The organism is Paracandidimonas soli, assembly GCF_004342005.1.
GTDB lineage: Bacteria > Pseudomonadota > Gammaproteobacteria > Burkholderiales > Burkholderiaceae_B > Paracandidimonas > Paracandidimonas soli.
In genome coordinates this window covers 18,325-35,922 of the sequence record NZ_SMBX01000015.1, presented here as the reverse complement: position 1 = coordinate 35,922, position 17,598 = coordinate 18,325, and the positions used below count along the sequence as shown (strand labels likewise).

Sequence of the window (17,598 nt, the reverse complement as noted above, 5' to 3'; positions counted from 1 at the left end):
GGTCAATGAGAGGAAAGGTTGGCGTCGCCAGAGACATAGCCGCCGCCCAGGGCGGTGGCCAGGCCGGCGTCGAATTGGTAGGCGCGGATGCGCAGGTCGGTGTCCAGGCGAGCCTGGGCCAGCACGCCCGTTTGGGCGATCAGCACGGAAAGGTAGCTGCCCATGCCTGCCTTGTAGCGGTCGACGGCCAGTTCGTAGGCGGCATCGATGGCTTCGCGTGCCTGGCGTTGCTCGGCTTTTTCCTGGTCCAGCAGACGCAGTCCGCTCAGTGTGTCCGCTACCTGCTGAACGGCGTCCAGCACGGTCTGGTTGTAATCGGAGACCGCGAGGTCTGCGTCGGCGCGCCGGCCGGCCAGGTTGGCGTTCAGTTCTCCGCCATGGAAGATGGGCAGGGTGATGGCCGGGCCGATGCCCGCCATGCGGCTTCCCGATTCGAGCAGATTGCCCGTGCCCATGGCCTGGAAGCCCACGAAGGCGGCCAGGTTGATGTTGGGATAGAACCGAGCCTTGGCGCTGTCGATGGCGTGGCCGGCGGCCTCGGCGCGCCAGCGCGCCGCTGCCACGTCGGGACGGCGTCCCAGGAGATCCAGCGGCACGCTGGCGGGGATCATGCCGCCGGGCGCCGTCAGTTCGACGGGTGTCAACGACTGCCCGCGCTGCGGGCCTGCGCCGGCCAGCGCGGCGACCTGGTTGCGCAACTGATCGATTGAGGCCTGGTTCTGGGTCAGTTCTACCTTGCCCGAGGCCAGGGAGGATTCGGCCTGCCTGACTTCCACTTGCGTGTCCAGTCCCGCGGCGTAGCGGTCCTTGGTGATCTGCAGCACGTCGGCGCGTTGGCGCAGGATGCGTTCGAGCACCTCGCGCTGGGCGAAGGCATTCTGCAGATTGAGGTAGGAACGGACCACGGCGGCGGCCAGTACATTGCGTGCAGCCTGGGCGTCGGCCTGCGCGGCCTGTTGCCGCGAGACCGCCGCCTGTAGCAGCGAGCGGTTCTTGCCCCAGAAATCCAGCTCATAGCTGAAATCCAGAGCCAGCCGGTTGTCGCTCGCCACGGAGCCTCCCAGCGGCGCCGGGTAGACGTAGTTCTGGGACAGGTGTTCGCGCGTGAGCTGATAGCCGGCGTCCACGCGAGGCAGCAGCGGAGCGCGAGCCGAACCGACGGCGGCATTGGCCTGCGCCAGCCGCGCCTGGGCCGCGCTCATTGATGGGTGGTTGGCCAGGGCTTCGTCCATCAGCGTGTCGAGCTGGACATCGCCGTAGCGCTGCCACCAGCGCATCCGGGGCCACTGCGCATCCTGCTGCGCCAAGCCCAGGCGGGCGGCGTCCAGTTGTTCGACGGGGGCGGGACCGGGCTCCATCATCGCGCAACCGCTCAGGGCCAGTGCCAGGGCGGTAGAAAGAAGAAGTCGTTTCATCCTGACAGTATGCTGAATATAGTTGATTGATCTGTATTTGCCTAGGCAGTGATTATGCCAAAAAATGAGCCGCTTTGCGCGGCTTCTTGGGCTAGGGCGTGAACCCGCCGTCCGAACCGTTGGCCAGCATGCGTCGCAGGTAGTGCATGAGCCGGGTGGCCTCGTCGGCATCGAAGCCTCGCAGGTGCTGGCTGAGCATGCGCGCGATGTTGGCGGGAATCTCCCGCGCCTTGGCCTGGCCTTCTTCGGTCAGCATGATCTTCACCACACGGCGGTCTTCGTGGCAGCGTTCGCGCCGCAGCAGGCCTTTGGCTTCCAGGCGGTCAAGCGTGCGCGTCATGGCGCCGGTATCCACGCCGTTCAGCCGCGCGAGTTCGGCGGGTGTATCGGCGTTTCCCCGGAACAGCATGGCGATGGGCCTCCATTGCGAGGCCGTCAGGCCGAGAGGAGCCATTTGCTGGTCCAGCATCCGGTTCATGGAGAGATAGACCTGCTTGATCAGGTAGCCCGGATTGTCCTCCATAAAGCAGCGCGCATCGACGACGTGGTGTGAAGCGGGCGGGGGAGAAGACGATGGAGGAACGGGAGGATTCATGCCTGTAATTTATCTGACTAGGCAGATATTGTCAAGGCTGCACCATGCCATCCGCGCCGGGCGGCGCGGGCATCATGTGTGCTTCAGGGCAGGCGTCCCAGCAGCAGGAACTCCATGAGCGCCTTCTGTACATGCAGCCGGTTCTCCGCTTCGTCCCAGACGACGCTTTGCGGACCGTCGATGACATCGGCGGTGACTTCCTCGCCGCGATGCGCGGGCAGGCAGTGCATGAATACGGCGTTGCGATCGGCGGCGGCCATCATGCGGGCATTGACCTGCCAGTCGGCGAAGGCGCGGCGGCGCTCTTCGTTTTCAGCCTCGAAGCCCATGCTGGTCCAGACGTCGGTTGTGACGAGATGGGCGCCTTTGCAGGCGTCGGTGGGATTGTCGAACTCGCGCAGGATGCTTTCGGGCGGATTGCCGATCAGGCGGCGGTCCAGGCGGTAGCCTTCAGGGGCGGAAACATGCAGTGTGAAGCCCAGGATCTCCGCTGCCTGCAGCCAGGTGTAGGCCATATTGTTGCCGTCGCCGATCCAGGCCACGGTCTTGCCTTCGATGCCGTCCAGATGCTCGGTGAACGTGAGGATGTCGGCCAGGATCTGGCAAGGGTGGTATTCGTTGGTCAGACCGTTGATGACCGGCACCCGGGAGTGGGCGGCGAAGCGTTCCAGCCGGCTCTGCTCGAATGTGCGGATCATGATCAGGTCGACCATGCGGGAAACGACGCGGGCGGTGTCCTCGATGGGCTCGGAGCGGCCGAGCTGGGAGTCTCCCGTGGTCAGGTGGATGACCGAGCCGCCCAATTGGTACATGCCGGCTTCGAACGAGACGCGCGTGCGGGTGCTGGCTTTTTCGAACACCATGGCCAGCGTACGGTCATGCAGCGTGTGGTGCGGCTCGTAGCGCTTGAATTTCGCCTTGATCAGACGGGCGCGTTGCAGCACGTACAGCAATTCCTCGCGAGTAAAGTCCTTGAATTGCAGGAAGTGGCGCAGCGGGCCGGTTGGCAGGGTGGCGTCGGTCATGGAAAACCTTGGGTGTAAAAGAAGCTTATCTTACCTTGCCTGAAAGGCCGGGGCAAAGGCAGTGCCCTGATCTGGCGCAATGGAATGCCCCGTTGTGGGGCGCCAGGCCGCGGGATTAGGGGAAAGCGGCTTAGATCAGATACAATGCGCATCGCGGTACGGGATGGTCATGCATCCTCGCCATGCCGCCATCTCCAGATCGTCGAGTCAATGTCCAAGACTGTTCAGCAACTCATTATCCATGGCGTGACGCAGGATAATCGCCGTTTTCGTCCCAGCGATTGGGCCGAGCGCCTGGCCGGCGTCATGAGCCAGTTTCGCCCCGCGGGCTCCAGCGCGCATCGCCTGACCTACTCCCCCTATGTATTCCCGACGCGTCTGGAGGACACCCCCTGCGTCATCGTCGATGAGCGCCTGAGGCAGCTGGAGCCGCTGGCGTGGAAGTTCGTCTGCGATTTCGCCAAGGATAATCACTTGCAGACCAGTACCCGCACGCTGGACGGAAAGTCCTGAGCCTCGATTCGCCGATTTCCGTTTATTGCGCCGGCCTTCCGTTTCGCGACTGGGGGCATGAGCCCGCATTCAACCCTGTATCGCAGCCGTCAACAGCGTGATCCCGGACGCGGCCATCAGGGAGGCCACCAGCCAGCGTATGCCTTTCAGGGGAATGCGCGGAGGAAAGCGGGCGTTCAGGTAGGTTACGAGGGCAACCACCGGTGCAGCCATGGCGCCGAGCTTCAGCGCCTCCAGCTGGAATTTGCCGCTGCCTATGACGATGCCGAGCCGCAGCAGCATGGAAATGGCGAAGATGACGAACAGGCACTGGCGTATGGTTCGCTGGTCCAGGGGCTGGCGATAGAGATGGTAGGCCATGGGCGGCCCCGGCGTGGCGAACAGCCCGCCCATCAACCCGGAAAGCAGTGAGGCGCTGTGCATGACGATCGGACTGGACATGGTCTGCCTGGGCTTGCTCTGGATGACGAGCAGCAGCGATGAGGCCACAACCACGATTCCCAGCAGGATGCCCAGGCCGTTCCTGGCGCTTGCACTTAGCCAGGACAGCAGGACGAGGCCGCCGATGAGGCCCGCGATACTGCTTGCCAGGATGGGGCGCAGCAGCTTCCAGTCGGGATTGACGGAGGTGGAGCGCAGGTAAAGGGCGGCATTCACCAGGGCCAGAACCATGGCTACGTTGGCGGACATTGCCACAGGCATGACATCAAGGGCGCCGGCCAGAGTGACGAGAATCAGCCCGAAGGCGAATCCGGTCAGGTTCTGGCAAATGGAGGCAATCGTGATGATGGTCAGGAAAAGCAGGTAGCCGCTTGTATCCATGGGGAAAGATTTCTTTTAATCCTAAATGTAATAAGCTTATTATATATGGAAATATAAAAGAAGGCGGGCAGGCATTCTGGCGCCAGGGCGGGCCGTCGTACGGGGAGGAATGGTTTGCCTGCGGACGCAATGTCCGGCAGAATGCAACGGCTTATATATTAAGGATTCCAGGAAGCGAGGAGAATGACTGTGACATGCTACGAATTGGAGGGCCGGCGGCCGGAAGTGGATGATTCCGCCTATATTGCGCCGCAGGCGACGGTGATCGGCCAGGCGACGCTCAAGGCAAATGCCAGCGTATGGCCCGGCGCCGTATTGCGCGCCGACAATGCCTCCATCACCATCGGAGAGCGCAGCAATGTCCAGGATGGCGCCGTGCTGCATGTGGATCCCGGCTTTCCCTTGCTGGTGGGCGACGATGTCACGATCGGGCACCAGGCCATGGTGCACGGCTGCACGGTGGAGGACGGCTGTCTCATCGGCATTCATGCCACTATCCTGAATGGCGCGGTGATCGGGCGCGAGAGCCTGGTTGGCGCGGGCGCGCTGGTGACGGAAGGCAAGGTGTTTCCGCCGCGTTCATTGATCGTGGGGGCGCCGGCAAGGGCGATCCGGACGCTCAGCGACGACGACGTCGCCAGGATGCGCAAGGGAGTCGATTCGTATGTGCAACGGGCGAAAGCCTACAGGGCGCATTTGAAGGCGGTCTGACCACGAGCCTGAGTGCAAGTCCCGGACTGCAGTCCGGGAGCAAGCAGGGGATGGATACATTTTGCTGCGTTTCCCCGGTGAAATGCAGTTACATCCGGCCTTTGCAAGTGCGCGCGATGCGCATTTTCCGATCCCGGAACAGAGGCTTTTCCCAGGCGGCGCGCCCGTCCGCCTGGCTGCCACGACCGACTCCGCCATACCGGTGCAAAGATGGGTTTGGTTTCAATTGACGTCATTCTCGGTTAAACTGGGTCGAATTCTTTGCAGTTTCGTCAATTCTGGTCATGTGCATCATGGCCTGCCACAGAGTGCGGTTTTACTCTTCAAGCTAGTGACGGTATGTATTGGCGGTTTTGCCCGTCTTCCGCACACCCCCTTAGCGAATGGGATCCGGCGTCAGGTTTGCCGGGTCATCCCAGTAACCTTAAGGAGGCAAAAGCCATGTCTTTCAATCGAGAACAAGTTTTCCATCGTGCCGGCGGGGCACACGTATCCCCGGCAGTCCTGAAAGCCGGAATGGGCGCCGTATTGCTTGCGCTTGCCGGAACCGCCAGCGCCGCGCCCGCCTGCGAACTCGACCGGCCTGTCCGCTTCGGCGGAATGAACTGGGAGTCCAACCTGGTCCTGGTGGAGGCCGAGCGTTTCATCATGGAAAAAGGCTACGGCTGCAAGACGGATGTGCTGCCGACGGAAACGCTGCCCGCGCTGGCGGCGCTGGAACGAGGCGACCTGGACATCAATACCGAGGTCTGGCTGAACAGCGTGGCCGAGCCCTGGGAAAAGGCCGAAAGCACGGGCAAGGTCAAGCGCATCGGCGATATTTACATGGGAGGCGAGGCATGGTTCATTCCTCGCTATACCGCGGAGCGTCTGCCCGAACTGAAGAAAGCGGCCGACTTGCCCAAGTACAAGGACGAGTTCCGCGATCCCGAAGAGCCGGGCAAAGGGCGCTTCTACGGCTGCCCGGCCGGCTGGGGCTGCGAGGTCGTCAGCGGCAACCTGTACAAGGCGCTCGGCCTTGAGGATTCCTTCACGCTGTTCTCTCCCGGCACGGGCGCAACGCAGAAGGCGGCGCTGACGGCCGCCTACCAGCGCAAGGAAAACATCGTCTTCTACTACTGGTATCCGACGCCCCTGGTGGGCAGCATGGATCTGGTCAAGCTGGAGCTTCCCTCTTACGACAAGGAAGCGCATCAGTGCCTGACCGACCCCAACTGCGCAGATCCCAAGCCCAGCGATTATCCCGAGAACCCTGTTTTCACGGCGGTTTCGACGCAGTTCACCCAGGACGCGCCCAAGCTGACGGAGTTCCTCTCCAAAGTGGCCGTCGAGCTGTCCATCATGGACAAGGTGATGGCGCACATGGAAGAAACCGAAGAGGAGCCCGACGAGGTCGCACGCTGGTTCCTGCAGAATGAGGAAAGCACCTGGGCGCAGTGGGTGCCTCAGGACGTGGCCGAACGCGTGAAGGCGGCTCTGTAGCACTTGCAGGTGGATGACCTGTCCGGAGGCCTCCCGGGGGAGGCCTCTCCGCGAGTTCTATGGAGTGCCTTTCATGTTTCCTGAAATCATTGCGCCTCGGGCGCTGCGCGCGCCGATCGACGAGTTCGTGGGCGGTCTTGTCGCCGAATACTCGGACCTCCTGCGTGCGCTGACACAACCTTTGCTGGACCTGCTGATCTGGATCGAGGCCCTTGTGCGCCAGTCGCCGTGGTGGGCCGTGGTCATCGCCACCGTGGTGCTGGCATGGGCGGCTTCGCGCCGCATCGGCTTCAGCATCGCGATGGGGGCGTTGCTGTGCGTCGTGGGCGCCATCGGGCTATGGGACGCGACGATGCAGACCCTGGCGTTGATGATCGTGGCCGTATTCCTGTCGGTCGCCATCGGCATCCCCATGGGTATCCTGATGGCGAGCTTCAAATGGGTCCGTTCGGTCATGATGCCTGTACTGGACATCATGCAGACCATGCCCAGCTTCGTCTATCTGATACCTGTGGTCATGCTGTTCAACCTGGGCAAGATCGCGGCGCTGATCGCTACCGTCATCTATGCGGTGCCGCCGGTCATCCGGCTGACGGACCTTGGCATACGACTGGTCGACAGCGAGGTCCTGGAAGCTTCGCGCGCGTTCGGCGCAAGCCGCACGCGCCAGCTCTTCGGCGTCCAACTGCCGCTGGCGATGCCCAACATCATGGCGGGCATCAACCAGACGACCATGATGGCGCTGGCCATGGTGGTCATCGCCTCCATGATCGGCGCGCGCGGTCTGGGCTACGAAGTCCTGCAGGGCATCAATCGTCTTCAGGTCGGACGCGGACTGCTCGCCGGTCTTGGCATTGTGATACTTGCCGTAATCTTCGACCGCATCACGCAGTCCTTCGGTCAGCGCCACAGCCGGAAGGGAGAGCGACAATGAGCAAGATCGAAGTCCGCAATATCTACAAGATTTTCGGCGCCCATCCGGGGCGCTGGCTGGATGAGGCCCGCAACGGCATCAGCAAGGAAGAACTGCTCGCGAAGAGCGGGCATACGCTGGGCCTGCGCGACATCAGCCTGTCCATCGAGGAAGGCAGCATCTATGTCGTCATGGGTCTGTCCGGGTCGGGCAAGTCTACGCTGATCCGGCATTTCAACCGGCTGATCGAGCCCAGCGCGGGCCAGATCCTGGTCGACGGCGAGGACGTGGTGTCGCTGTCTCCCAGGCAGCTGGAGCAGTTCCGCCAGCGGAAAATGAGCATGGTGTTCCAGCGCTTCGGCCTGTTTCCGCACCGCACGGTGCTGGAAAACGTGGCGTACGGCCTGACCGTGCAGGGCATGAAGAAGCCGGAACGCACCGAAAAGGCGCAATACTGGCTGGAGCAGGTGGGTCTGTCCGGATTCGGCGAGCAGTATCCACACCAGCTTTCCGGCGGCATGCAGCAGCGCGTGGGCCTGGCCCGGGCGCTGGCGACCGACGCCGAGATCCTGCTGATGGACGAGGCGTTTTCCGCGCTGGATCCGCTCATCCGCCGGGAAATGCAGGACCAACTGCTGCAACTGCAGGCGCAGCTGAACAAGACCATCGTGTTCATCACGCACGACCTGGACGAAGCGCTGCGGCTGGGCAATCGGATCGCCATCCTGAAGGATGGGGAGCTGATCCAGGAAGGAACGCCGGAAGACATTCTCCTTGCGCCCGCCAACGATTATGTGCAGTCGTTCCTGCAGGATGTGAACCGCAGCAAGGTGCTCAACGCCGTGCATGCCGCCAATGAACCGTCCCTAACGCTGACCATGCGCTCTCGTCCGGCGCATGCGCTCGAGCGCATGGCGGCGCTGCGGTTCGAGTATGCCGCGGTGCTCGACGGCAAGCGCCTCGCCGGCGTCATTACGCGGGAAAAGGTGCAGGAAGCCGTTTCCAGAGGCGCAAGGGACATCGCCGGCTATACCGACGAAATGGCGACCATCCCGGCTACGGCCGGCCTGGACGAGGTGCTGGGCCGCTTGTTGCGCACGACCGAGCCCGTCGCTGTGACCGGCGAGGACGACGAGTTCCTTGGGCTGGTGTCGCGCAGCAAGGTGATGGAGCTCGTGACGCCCGTGCTGGAGGAGACTGCAGCGGCGCAGGAGTCGGGAACTGACGAAGCCGCGTAGCGGCTGAGGCTGTCCAGGGCTTGCGCTCCGGCGCGTGGTCAGCCTGCGGAATGAAGGCGGACGACGCGCCAGTACCACAGGTTCAGCAGCATGGCGGACAGGGCCAGGCCGGCGCTGGCCATCAGCCACATCGAGGCGATTCCGGCAGGCGCGTTCGGCGTGAACCATTCGAGGGCCGGCCGCAACGCGCCTGCTGCGGGCCCATAGCCCAGCAGCCAGCCGCCGGCCAGGCCGAAGCCCAGCAGCGCCACGATCTGCAGCAGCATGGGCACCACCGCCACCTTGTAGGCGCGCAGCAGGTACGAGTTGATGCACTGCAGCGCATCGCACAGATGGAAGAGCGGGATCAGCTGCAGCAGCGTGGCGGCGACCACGGCGACCTCGGGGTCGCTGGTGTAAAGCTGCAGGATCCACGGCTTGCCTATGATCAATACGAGAATCGTCAGCACGGCGCCGGAAAGCGCCAGCGCCAGCCCGGCCAGTCCCGCCATCCGTGCGTGCTGGCCGTGGCCCGCGCCGACGGCCTGCGCCGTGAGGGCGGCCGCGGCGATGCCGATGGACATCGGCATCATGTAGCAGAGCGCAGCCAGGTTCGCCATGATCTGATGGCCGCCCGAAACGAGCGTGCCTTCCCGGGCCGCCAGGAGCGCCATGATGCTGAAGGCGCAGATTTCCACCAGATAGGACGCGCCCATGGGCAGGCCGAGCCTGAGCAGTTCCTTCTGGTCGCGCAGCCTGGGCCTGCCGAGCGTCGGCGACAGCCGGCGGTAGAAGGGGCTGCGGAAAATGACGCACAGTCCCGCCGCAAGGGAGAGCCAGCTGACGACCGCCGTCGACAGCCCCGCGCCCGCGGCGCCCATGGCGGGCAGACCGAACTTGCCGAAGATGAATATCCAGTTCAGCAGCAGCTTGACCAGCACGACGGCGAGGTTGATCAGCATGACCGGCTTGGGACGGGAGACGGCCGCTCCCAGGGCGTAGATGGAGCGGAAGACCAGCGCGGCCGGCAGCGCCAGGACGAGGGCGCGCATATACCATGTGACGCCGTCGACGACGCGGGGATCGAGGTCGCCGGACAGCGACAGCCACAGTCCGGGAAACAGCATGACGCCGCAGCCCACGGCCGACAGGCCCAGCGCAAGCCAGACGCCCTGGCCCCAGGCTCGCCCCGCTTCGGCAAGGCGGCCCGCGCCGAACAGTTGCGCGATGATGGGAATGAGGGCGTGGATGACGCCCATCAGGCCGATGTAGACAGTCAGGTAAATGGCGATGGACAGCCCCATGACCTGCAGGTCGATGGCGCCCGCGTGGCCGGACATGGCGGTATCCATGACGCCGAATGCGAGGCTGGCCCAGGAGGTGACCAGCACAGGCCAGGCCTGCCTCAGGGTTTCCGCGATCTGCCGTCCGAAGGAAATGCGCGGCGTGTCATGCGGCGCGGGCCGGCTTTCCTGCATGCGGCCGGCTTGTCGCAGGCTCATGGACGCAGGCGCAGCAGGCGGAACATTTCGTGGCGATCCGGCGCGCGCTTGCCTTCCCAGAGCACATGCTCGGACTGGTCGGAATAGGGCGCCGTGCCGTCTTCCAGCGCGCGCGGGGACACTTGCTGGAGAATCAGGCTGCAGTCGCTGGAAAAACTGAATTCAATGCCCTGGAATACATAGAGCGACGCGCGTTGGCCAAGGCCCAGCATCAGCGGACGCACGCATTCTCCCGGCCTCACGTGCTGCTGCAGGGCTTCTTTCATCTGGAAGGAAACGTCGCGGTAGCTGCGCGCGTAGTCGATTGCGGGCATCCACAGCGAGGCCAGCAGCAACCAGGTGGCGATGAGCCCGCCGGAGGACAGGATGGTGCCGCGCCAGAGCGCGGCGGGGTGAGTATGCAGGCGCCAGCGCACGAGGCCGACCCAGAACAGGGTGCCGATCGCGGCGATGAACAGCGCTGGCCAGGAGATGACAGCTTCGTAGCCGCGGGTCTGGAGCGCGATGTTCTCCGAAATCTGGTGCGGCCATCCGCTGTGCAGTGCTATCCATCCCAGCCATACGGTAGCGATGGCCAGCGAGAAGCACATGACGGAGAACCAGTCCAGCGAATTGATGATGCCGCGCCTGAGCGTGGGCAGGGCAAAGGCGGCCAGCAGTGCGCTGGGGATGACGAGCATACTGTATTCCGGCTCGAATACATCCGCCAGGAACAGCATGAGCAGCAAGGGGAGCAGCAGGAATGCCAGAGGAATCCGGATATGCGGCGCGGACATCCAGTCGCGCCAGCGCCACAGGGCCAGCAAGGCGAACGGCCAGGTGGGCCACAGGAACCAGGGCAGATCGCGCAGCAGGCTGGCGATGACGCCGAGAGACGGCCAGGAGATCGAACTGGTGTGCCAGAACAGCCACTGGTCGGTCCAGTAGGTGTCGGCCAGCCGGGCCGGAATCCACCAGGCCAGCATGAGCGCCGCCGCGGAAATAAGCGCGTGCGGCAGGTAGCGGCGGCGCGAGGCCAGCGGATTGCGGGGGAGGAACAGCCAGAGGGACGCCAGGAGCGCGGGCAGCAGGCCCAGCCATCCGCGGGTAAAGAACAGGCAGGCCAGGGCGAGTCCCAGCGTCAGCGCGCCCGACAGCGGCCGGTCCAGCATGCGGGTCACGGCATAGAACGCCAGCGCCTGGAAGGCCAGCATCGCGGGAACGCTGGAGGTCTCGTGCATGCGCAGCAGGATGCCTACCGTGGCCAGCAGCAGCAGCAGGGCGGCATCTGCCAGGATGCGGCCATAATCCTGGGGAGGGGGCTCTCCGCCGAACGGCAGGGCGAGCGGCTGCGCTTCGGGGCGGCGGCCGAGCAGATAGACGCCATACCAGACGGAGCACGACATCATCAGCATCCACAGGAGATTGGGGATGCGCGAGGCGATGATGGCGGCATCCAGCTGGCTGGTGAACAGCGACAGCAGGGGAGAAAAGACGACGATGCAGATTGCGCCCGCCCAGGTGACCATCGGGCCGTTCTGGGCATAGGCGAGGGAACCGATCTGCGGCAGCAGCCAGGCATTGTTGTCGCTTTGCAGGGCGGTCATCATGGTGGCCAGCCCGATGACGTCGTCGGCCTTCCAGGGGTCGCGGAAATACAGGCCGGCAATGATGTACACGAGCCCGATCAGCAGCAGGATCGGGCGGGGCAGCCGCTGGGCGGCAATGGACGTCAGGCGTGCTGGCGTGGAACGGTAAACATCAGGTGACACGGCAGATGCGCAATAGTGGGAGAAAACGGCTGTATGTTAAAGGAAAAAGGCAGTCGCCTGACTGCCTTTTTGCTGCCGGATGCCGAAGGCAAACCGTATTCGAAGAGAATGGCGGCCCGCCGGGGGCCATGGGCCTTACGCCTTCTTGACGGTGCCCGAGGTGCGTGCGAAACGGGCGCGGAACTTCTCGACGCGGCCGGTTTCGACGATGCGCGTTTGAGCGCCGGTATAGAAGGGGTGCGATTCGGATGTCACGTCGCACTTGAACAGCGGGTAGGTCTTGCCGTCGAGTTCGATGGTGTCGCGCGTGTTCAGGGACGAGCGCGAGATGAACGTCGAGCCGGTCTGCTGATCCAGGAAGACCACTTCGCGGTATTCGGGATGGATGCCTTCTTTCATGATGTTGTCCTGTGGGTTTTCGAATGGCGGGTCGCCAGCTGAGCCCGATGTTCAGCCACGTATCCAGGTTAGCCTGCGATTCTAGCATGAAAACAATGCCTTGGCGTGGTTCTTTGACCACGCGCCAAAGCGCAAGCTTCGGCCTTCAGGCCGGAGTTCTTCACCACGCCTGCGAATGCCGGGCTTTCCATAGTGTAATGCGCCTGGCGGGTTCCGGGCGGGCGCAGGCATGGCGGAAGCTGTTACCATGCGATTTTTACCGTCAGGCCGGGGAGCAGGATGCAGCTACACGATACGACCATACCGCTGAGCGAGACATTGACGCGCACGATCGACGGAATCCAGGGCGAGACCGTGACGCTGCGGGAACTGATGGCCGCCATCGGAGAGCAGGGCCTGCTCATGCTGTGCGCGGTCGCTACCCTGCCCTTCCTCATTCCCGTATCCATTCCCGGCGTGTCCACGGTGTTCGGCGCCGCCATCGTGCTGCTGGCGATCGCGGTGACGCTGAACCGCATGCCGTGGATGCCGAAGCGCATCCTGGACCGCGAACTGTCGACGGCGTCGCTCGTGCCAGCCCTGCGCAAGGGGGTGCGCATCGTGTCGCGCATCGATACCTGGGTAAAGCCCCGCGCACTGTTCCTGAGCGACGGGCATATGGCGCGCTTCAACGGCATGGTGCTGCTGTTCGGCGGCGTATTGCTGATGGCGCCGTTCGGCTTCGTGCCGTTTTCCAATACCGCGCCCGCGGTCGGCATCCTGTTGCTGACGATCGGCATGCTGCAGCGCGACGGCCTGTTCGTGCTGCTGGGCTATCTCGGCACCATATTGACCGTCGTCTATTTCACGGTGTTGATCTACGGCGCCTGGAGGGCGGGCGGAGCGCTGTTCGGCTGATGCAGGGCAGGCGGCGCGAGTTTCGGAGAAGCGCGTCGAGAAGAAAGGAAGACGAAAAAAAACCTGGTGGATGCCAGGTTTTTTTGTTCTGTCCGCCTGCCCTCGCGCCACGGCGGGAAGGGCAGGCGTTTTCCGGCGTCAGTCGCGATCGCCGCCGAAGATGCCGAGCAGCATCAGCAGGTTGGCGAAAATGTTGTAGACGTCCAGGTAGACGGCCAGGGTGGCGCTGACGTAGTTGGTCTCGCCGCCGTTGACGATGCGCTGCAGGTCGACCAGCAGCAACGCCGAGAAGATGCCGATGGCCATGACGGAGACCGTCAGCATCAGGGCCGGCAGTTGCAGCCAGATGTTGGCCAGCGAGGCGACGATCAGGATGATCACGCCCATGATCAGGAACTTCTGCATGCCGGTGAAGTCGCGCTTGCTGGTCGTGGCGACGCTGGCCATGACGCCGAACACGGCGGCGGTGCCGCCGAAGGCGAACATGATCAGCTGGGCGCCGTTGGCCATGCCCAGGACGAAGCCCAGCAGGCGCGACAGCATGATGCCCATGAAGAAGGTGAAGGCCAGCAGCAGGGCGACGCCCAGCGAGCTGTTTTTGTTTCGCTCGATCAGGAACATCAGGCCGAACGCGCCGGCCAGGAACAGGATGGCCGTCATGCCGGGGCTGGCGGCCATGACGCTGTTGATGCCGGTGCTCAGGCCGACGAGGGCGCCGAACACGGTCGGTACGAGCGACAGCGCCAGCAGCCAGTAGGTATTGCGCAATACACGATGACGTACGACGGCACCGGCATTGGACTCATACCCGGAGGGCATGGAGGAGTGTTCGAAGTTGCTCATGTGGTTTTCCTCTTGGTTGCGGCAGGCAGGCGGAACCCGTCGCCTTGCCCGGATGGTCAAAGAATAACTGACAACAAGCTGAACATGCAAGATCCATCCGAAAGCAGGGATGAAGGCGCTTGCGCTCAGTCGCGGCTGCGTCCCGATGCCGCCAGATCGTGCGCCCTGGGCGTAATGCCGGCGGCGACATACTGGCGCCAGCGCTCTCGCGCCGCATTGCGGTCTTCCGGCTGGGACGAGACGATCTCCAGGATACGCTCGAACCGCTCGAATCCCGGCGGGCAGGCGAGATCCAGGTTGATCAGCCAGGGCAGATCGGAAAACAGGCGCTCCGCCTCGGCCAGAGGCGGGGAGCTGCACAGGACGACGCAGGCTTGCCCCGTCTCGGCCTCGGGGGCGAACGCATGCGGAATGAATGCCGTCGGCTCGAACGACCACAGCAACCGGTCGAACGCCTGCAGGGTTTCGGCGTTGCAGCCGTAGACGAGCAGGCTGCGCCCCGCCAGGTAGTGCCTGTGCACTACCTGGCAGGCGGTGCGCAGGCGGTTCGGGGCTCCGAAGGCGAAATCGATGCGGGTGGCCGCGCCCTCGGGCTTGATGCCTGTGCCGGTGTCGGACGATGCTGTCATCGGGCAAATACTGCGGCGGGCCGCATCAGGCCTGCGCCTGTTCCAGCAGGTAGCGCATCAGCAGGGGAACCGGACGGCCCGAGGCGCCCTTGTCCTTGCCGCTGCGCCATGCGGTGCCCGCGATGTCCAGGTGCGCCCAGGGATAGGCTTCGGTGAAGCGCGACAGGAAGCATGCCGCGGTCACGGAGCCGGCGGGAGGGCCGCCGATGTTGGCGATATCGGCGAAATTGGAACGCAGCTGCTCCTGGTAGGCGTCGTCCAGCGGCAGGCGCCATGCGGTATCGCCGGTGTCGCGGCCGGCGCGCAGCAGGCTGTCGGCCAGGGCGTCGTCCTTGCTGAACAGGCCTGTATTGACATGGCCGAGCGCGACAATGCAGGCGCCCGTCAGCGTGGCGATGTCGATGACGGCGGCCGGCTTGAAGCGTTCGGCGTAGGTCAGCGCGTCGCACAGCACCAGGCGGCCTTCGGCGTCGGTGTTGAGGATTTCGATGGTCTTGCCCGCCATGCTGGTGACGACGTCCCCGGGCTTGTTGGCCTTGCCGCTGGGCAGGTTCTCGCAGGACGGGATGAGGCCGATGACTTCGCGGTCGAGCTCCAGTTCAGCGGCGGCCCGCAGCGTGCCCAGCACGGTGGCGGCTCCGCACATGTCGTACTTCATTTCGTCCATGGTCGCGGCCGGCTTGATGGAAATGCCGCCGGAGTCGAAGGTGATGCCCTTGCCGACGAGAACGATGGGGGCCTTGCGGGAGGAGCGGCCCTTGGCCGGGGCCGCAGGCGTGTGGCGCAGCACGATGAAGACCGGCGGCTCTTCGGAGCCCTTGGCCACCGAGAGGAAGGAGCCCATCTTCAGGGCTTCGATCTGCTTGCGGTTGAGGATTTCAGCCTTCAGGGACTTGAATTCGCGCGCCAGCTTGCGGGCGGTGGAGGCCAGGTAGGTCGGGGTGCAGACGTTGCCGGGCAGATCGCCCAGCAAGCGGGTCAGGTGCATGCCGTTGGCGATGGCGCCGCCTTCGCGCAGGCCCTTCTGGATTTCGGCCGACTGGTTGCGGGCCGCCCATTGGGCGATCTTGCGCAGCTTGGGGCGCGCGTCGTTGTCGGGCTTGCCGAAAGTGGCGTCGTAGCGATAGCTGGCGCGTCCTGCTGCGATGGCGGCATTGCGCGCCCGGGACTGCAGGGTGGAGTCGGGGTAGTCGATGGCCGCGAGGCTGCTGACGGCCTCGCTCAGACCGGCCTGCACGGCATAGGCGGCGAAGGCCTGCTCCGCCGACATATGCGCGGTCTGGCCGTAGGCCGCCTGCGAGCCCAGCCCGGTGAGTACAATGCGGGCGGCGGTGACGCCGGGGAGGTTGCGCAGCACCAGGTGGGAACCGGGCTTGGCCTTGCTGAACTCGGATTTGACGACGGCGCGGACGGCGCCCTGGCTGGCCTGGTCGATGATGTCGGCCGCCGGGGTGAGGATTCCGTCGGAGAAAACACCAACGGCCAGTGCTGCCGTTTTCACCTGATGCAAAGAGGTGCTCGTCTGTGTGCTAAATTCCATGCGTAATTCCCGTTAGTGCTGTACGGGTGGTCTCGCCGGCTTTGCCGGCGCGGCCACCATGAAAGGGTTGCGAACCGCTTGCGGATCGCGCTCCATTATCGCGCATATTCTCTCATGTCTCTATTCAAGCGTTCTGTCGTATCCGAAGTGGCAAGCCATGGCGGCGTGGTGTTTTCCACGCTGATCGTGGTGTGGCTCAGCGTCCTGCTGGTGCGCTTGCTGGGGCAGGCCGCAAGCGGAAATATCGGCGCGGATGTCGTGCTGGGGCTTGCTGTTTTTTCCAGCATCACCGCCTTGCCCGTGATCCTGGCCGTGTCGCTTTTCATCGCCGTGCTCGCCACGGTGACGCGCAATTACCGCGAATCGGAAATGGTGGTCTGGTTCGCCAGCGGCCTGTCGCTGAAGAACTGGCTCAATCCCGTGCTGCGCTGCGCCGTGCCTGTGGCCGCGCTGATCGCCGTGCTGACTTTGGTGGCGTCTCCCTGGGCCTATCGCCAGATAGAGGAATACCGCGAACGCTATGCGCAGCGCTCGGACCTGTCCAAGGTGACGGCGGGACAGTTCATCGAGACCGAGGGCGGGAACCGCGTGTTTTTCGCGGAAGAGCCGACCAATGCGGACGACGAACTGGGCAAGGTGATAGCCCGGGTCAAGGACCAGGAGTGGCTCAGCGTAGTAACAGCGGAGAGCGCACGCATCGAGTCGCAGGAGAACGGCGACCGGTTCCTGGTGCTGTCCAGCGGACATCGCTACGACCTGAAGCCCGGCAAGGCCGAGTTCCGCATGATCGACTTCGAGAGCTACGGCATACGGCTGGAAAACCGCAATGACGACAATTCTCCGGAGTCCATCCGGCAGCGCGCGGAAAACAGCATCAAGGCGCGTCCCACCTCCTACCTGCTGACGGACGACAACGACAATTCGCGCTCGCAGATCATGTGGCGGCTGGCGCTGCCCCTGGCGGCGCTGAACCTGGCATTGCTGGCCATTCCGCTAGGGGCGGTGAATCCGCGCCTGGGCAAGTCGGGAGACTTCCTGCTTGCGGGGCTGGTGGGGCTGCTGTACATGAACCTGATCAATCTGTCGCGCGGCTGGATCCGTTCAGGGGTGCTGGAGTTCCACCTGGGAGTCTGGCTGGTGCACGTCCTTTTCGCCGGTCTGGTGGCGTTCCTGTTCTGGCGGCGCTTGCGCGTGCGCAAGCCGCGCGAACAGCAGGACCCGGCGCCAGGCCCGGCCTGACCGCGGAGGAGGCGGGCGCAAGTTGGTCCGAAGGTGTATACATATTTCTAAAAGTCATAATAAGAGTATTCTATATGACTATACAATGGCTTCATCTTCAGAGGC

General features: G+C 64.0%; 17 protein-coding genes. 7 read left to right on the top strand and 10 right to left on the bottom strand.

What is annotated here, in order from left to right; translation table 11 throughout:
- Positions 1-2 precede the first annotated feature (2 nt).
- The 3 genes from EV686_RS17885 to argF form a co-directional block, all read right to left on the bottom strand.
- Positions 3-1,415, bottom strand: coding sequence for an efflux transporter outer membrane subunit (locus tag EV686_RS17885; protein ID WP_132478326.1), 1,413 nt, complete (start codon positions 1,413-1,415; stop codon positions 3-5).
- A gap of 91 nt (positions 1,416-1,506) precedes the next feature.
- Positions 1,507-2,010, bottom strand: coding sequence for a MarR family winged helix-turn-helix transcriptional regulator (locus tag EV686_RS17880; protein WP_132478325.1), 504 nt, complete (start codon positions 2,008-2,010; stop codon positions 1,507-1,509).
- Between the two features lie 83 nt (positions 2,011-2,093).
- Positions 2,094-3,035, bottom strand: a complete 942-nt coding sequence (argF, locus tag EV686_RS17875; RefSeq protein ID WP_132478324.1) for an ornithine carbamoyltransferase — start codon at positions 3,033-3,035, stop codon at positions 2,094-2,096.
- Between the two features lie 210 nt (positions 3,036-3,245).
- Between argF and EV686_RS17870 the strand changes: the two genes are divergently transcribed.
- Positions 3,246-3,548 (top strand): DUF3579 domain-containing protein, encoded by a 303-nt coding sequence (locus EV686_RS17870; RefSeq protein ID WP_132478323.1) that lies wholly within the window; start codon positions 3,246-3,248, stop codon positions 3,546-3,548.
- A gap of 69 nt (positions 3,549-3,617) precedes the next feature.
- Here the strand turns inward: EV686_RS17870 and EV686_RS17865 are convergent, their stop codons facing one another.
- Positions 3,618-4,370 carry a sulfite exporter TauE/SafE family protein gene (locus tag EV686_RS17865; protein ID WP_132478322.1) on the bottom strand — a complete coding sequence of 251 codons (753 nt, stop codon included), beginning with the start codon at positions 4,368-4,370 and terminating at the stop codon, positions 3,618-3,620.
- Positions 4,371-4,559: 189 nt separating this feature from the next.
- Here EV686_RS17865 and EV686_RS17860 point away from each other — a divergent pair, with 189 nt between their 5' ends.
- The 4 genes from EV686_RS17860 (at position 4,560) to EV686_RS17845 (ending at position 8,714) form a co-directional block, all read left to right on the top strand.
- Positions 4,560-5,081, top strand: a complete 522-nt coding sequence (locus EV686_RS17860) for a gamma carbonic anhydrase family protein (RefSeq protein WP_207901875.1) — start codon at positions 4,560-4,562, stop codon at positions 5,079-5,081.
- Between the two features lie 516 nt (positions 5,082-5,597).
- Positions 5,598-6,563 (top strand): ABC transporter substrate-binding protein, encoded by a 966-nt coding sequence (locus EV686_RS17855; protein ID WP_165972681.1) that lies wholly within the window; start codon positions 5,598-5,600, stop codon positions 6,561-6,563.
- A gap of 73 nt (positions 6,564-6,636) precedes the next feature.
- A complete protein-coding gene (locus tag EV686_RS17850; RefSeq protein ID WP_132478319.1) occupies positions 6,637-7,497 on the top strand; it encodes an ABC transporter permease in 861 nt (286 codons plus the stop codon).
- Complete coding sequence (locus tag EV686_RS17845) at positions 7,494-8,714, top strand: quaternary amine ABC transporter ATP-binding protein (protein WP_132478318.1); 1,221 nt, start codon at positions 7,494-7,496, stop codon at positions 8,712-8,714. Before EV686_RS17850 ends, EV686_RS17845 begins: the two co-directional genes overlap by 4 nt.
- A gap of 38 nt (positions 8,715-8,752) precedes the next feature.
- Here EV686_RS17845 and EV686_RS17840 read toward each other — a convergent pair whose 3' ends face one another.
- The 3 genes from EV686_RS17840 to EV686_RS17830 all read right to left on the bottom strand — a co-directional run bounded on the left by EV686_RS17840 (position 8,753) and on the right by EV686_RS17830 (position 12,345).
- Entirely contained in the window at positions 8,753-10,171 is a 1,419-nt protein-coding gene (locus EV686_RS17840; protein WP_132478344.1) for an MATE family efflux transporter, read from the bottom strand.
- A 20-nt stretch (positions 10,172-10,191) separates the two neighbouring features.
- Positions 10,192-11,946 (bottom strand): ArnT family glycosyltransferase, encoded by a 1,755-nt coding sequence (locus EV686_RS17835; RefSeq protein WP_132478317.1) that lies wholly within the window; start codon positions 11,944-11,946, stop codon positions 10,192-10,194.
- Between the two features lie 135 nt (positions 11,947-12,081).
- The gene (locus EV686_RS17830) at positions 12,082-12,345 is read right to left on the bottom strand and encodes a type B 50S ribosomal protein L31 (protein ID WP_132478316.1); all 264 of its coding nucleotides are present in this window, start codon (positions 12,343-12,345) and stop codon (positions 12,082-12,084) included.
- Between the two features lie 279 nt (positions 12,346-12,624).
- Between EV686_RS17830 and EV686_RS17825 the strand changes: the two genes are divergently transcribed.
- Complete coding sequence (locus tag EV686_RS17825; RefSeq protein WP_132478315.1) at positions 12,625-13,242, top strand: exopolysaccharide biosynthesis protein; 618 nt, start codon at positions 12,625-12,627, stop codon at positions 13,240-13,242.
- A 138-nt stretch (positions 13,243-13,380) separates the two neighbouring features.
- Here EV686_RS17825 and EV686_RS17820 read toward each other — a convergent pair whose 3' ends face one another.
- The 3 genes from EV686_RS17820 to EV686_RS17810 form a co-directional block, all read right to left on the bottom strand.
- Complete coding sequence (locus EV686_RS17820) at positions 13,381-14,085, bottom strand: Bax inhibitor-1/YccA family protein (protein ID WP_132478314.1); 705 nt, start codon at positions 14,083-14,085, stop codon at positions 13,381-13,383.
- 125 nt (positions 14,086-14,210) lie between these two features.
- Entirely contained in the window at positions 14,211-14,714 is a 504-nt protein-coding gene (locus EV686_RS17815; RefSeq protein ID WP_132478313.1) for a DNA polymerase III subunit chi, read from the bottom strand.
- 25 nt (positions 14,715-14,739) lie between these two features.
- Entirely contained in the window at positions 14,740-16,254 is a 1,515-nt protein-coding gene (locus EV686_RS17810; RefSeq protein ID WP_132478312.1) for a leucyl aminopeptidase, read from the bottom strand.
- A gap of 114 nt (positions 16,255-16,368) precedes the next feature.
- On the opposite strand from EV686_RS17810, the gene lptF reads away from it, so the two are divergent.
- On the top strand, positions 16,369-17,493 hold the full coding sequence (gene lptF / locus EV686_RS17805) for an LPS export ABC transporter permease LptF (protein WP_132478311.1): 1,125 nt from the start codon (positions 16,369-16,371) through the stop codon (positions 17,491-17,493).
- Positions 17,494-17,598 lie beyond the last annotated feature (105 nt).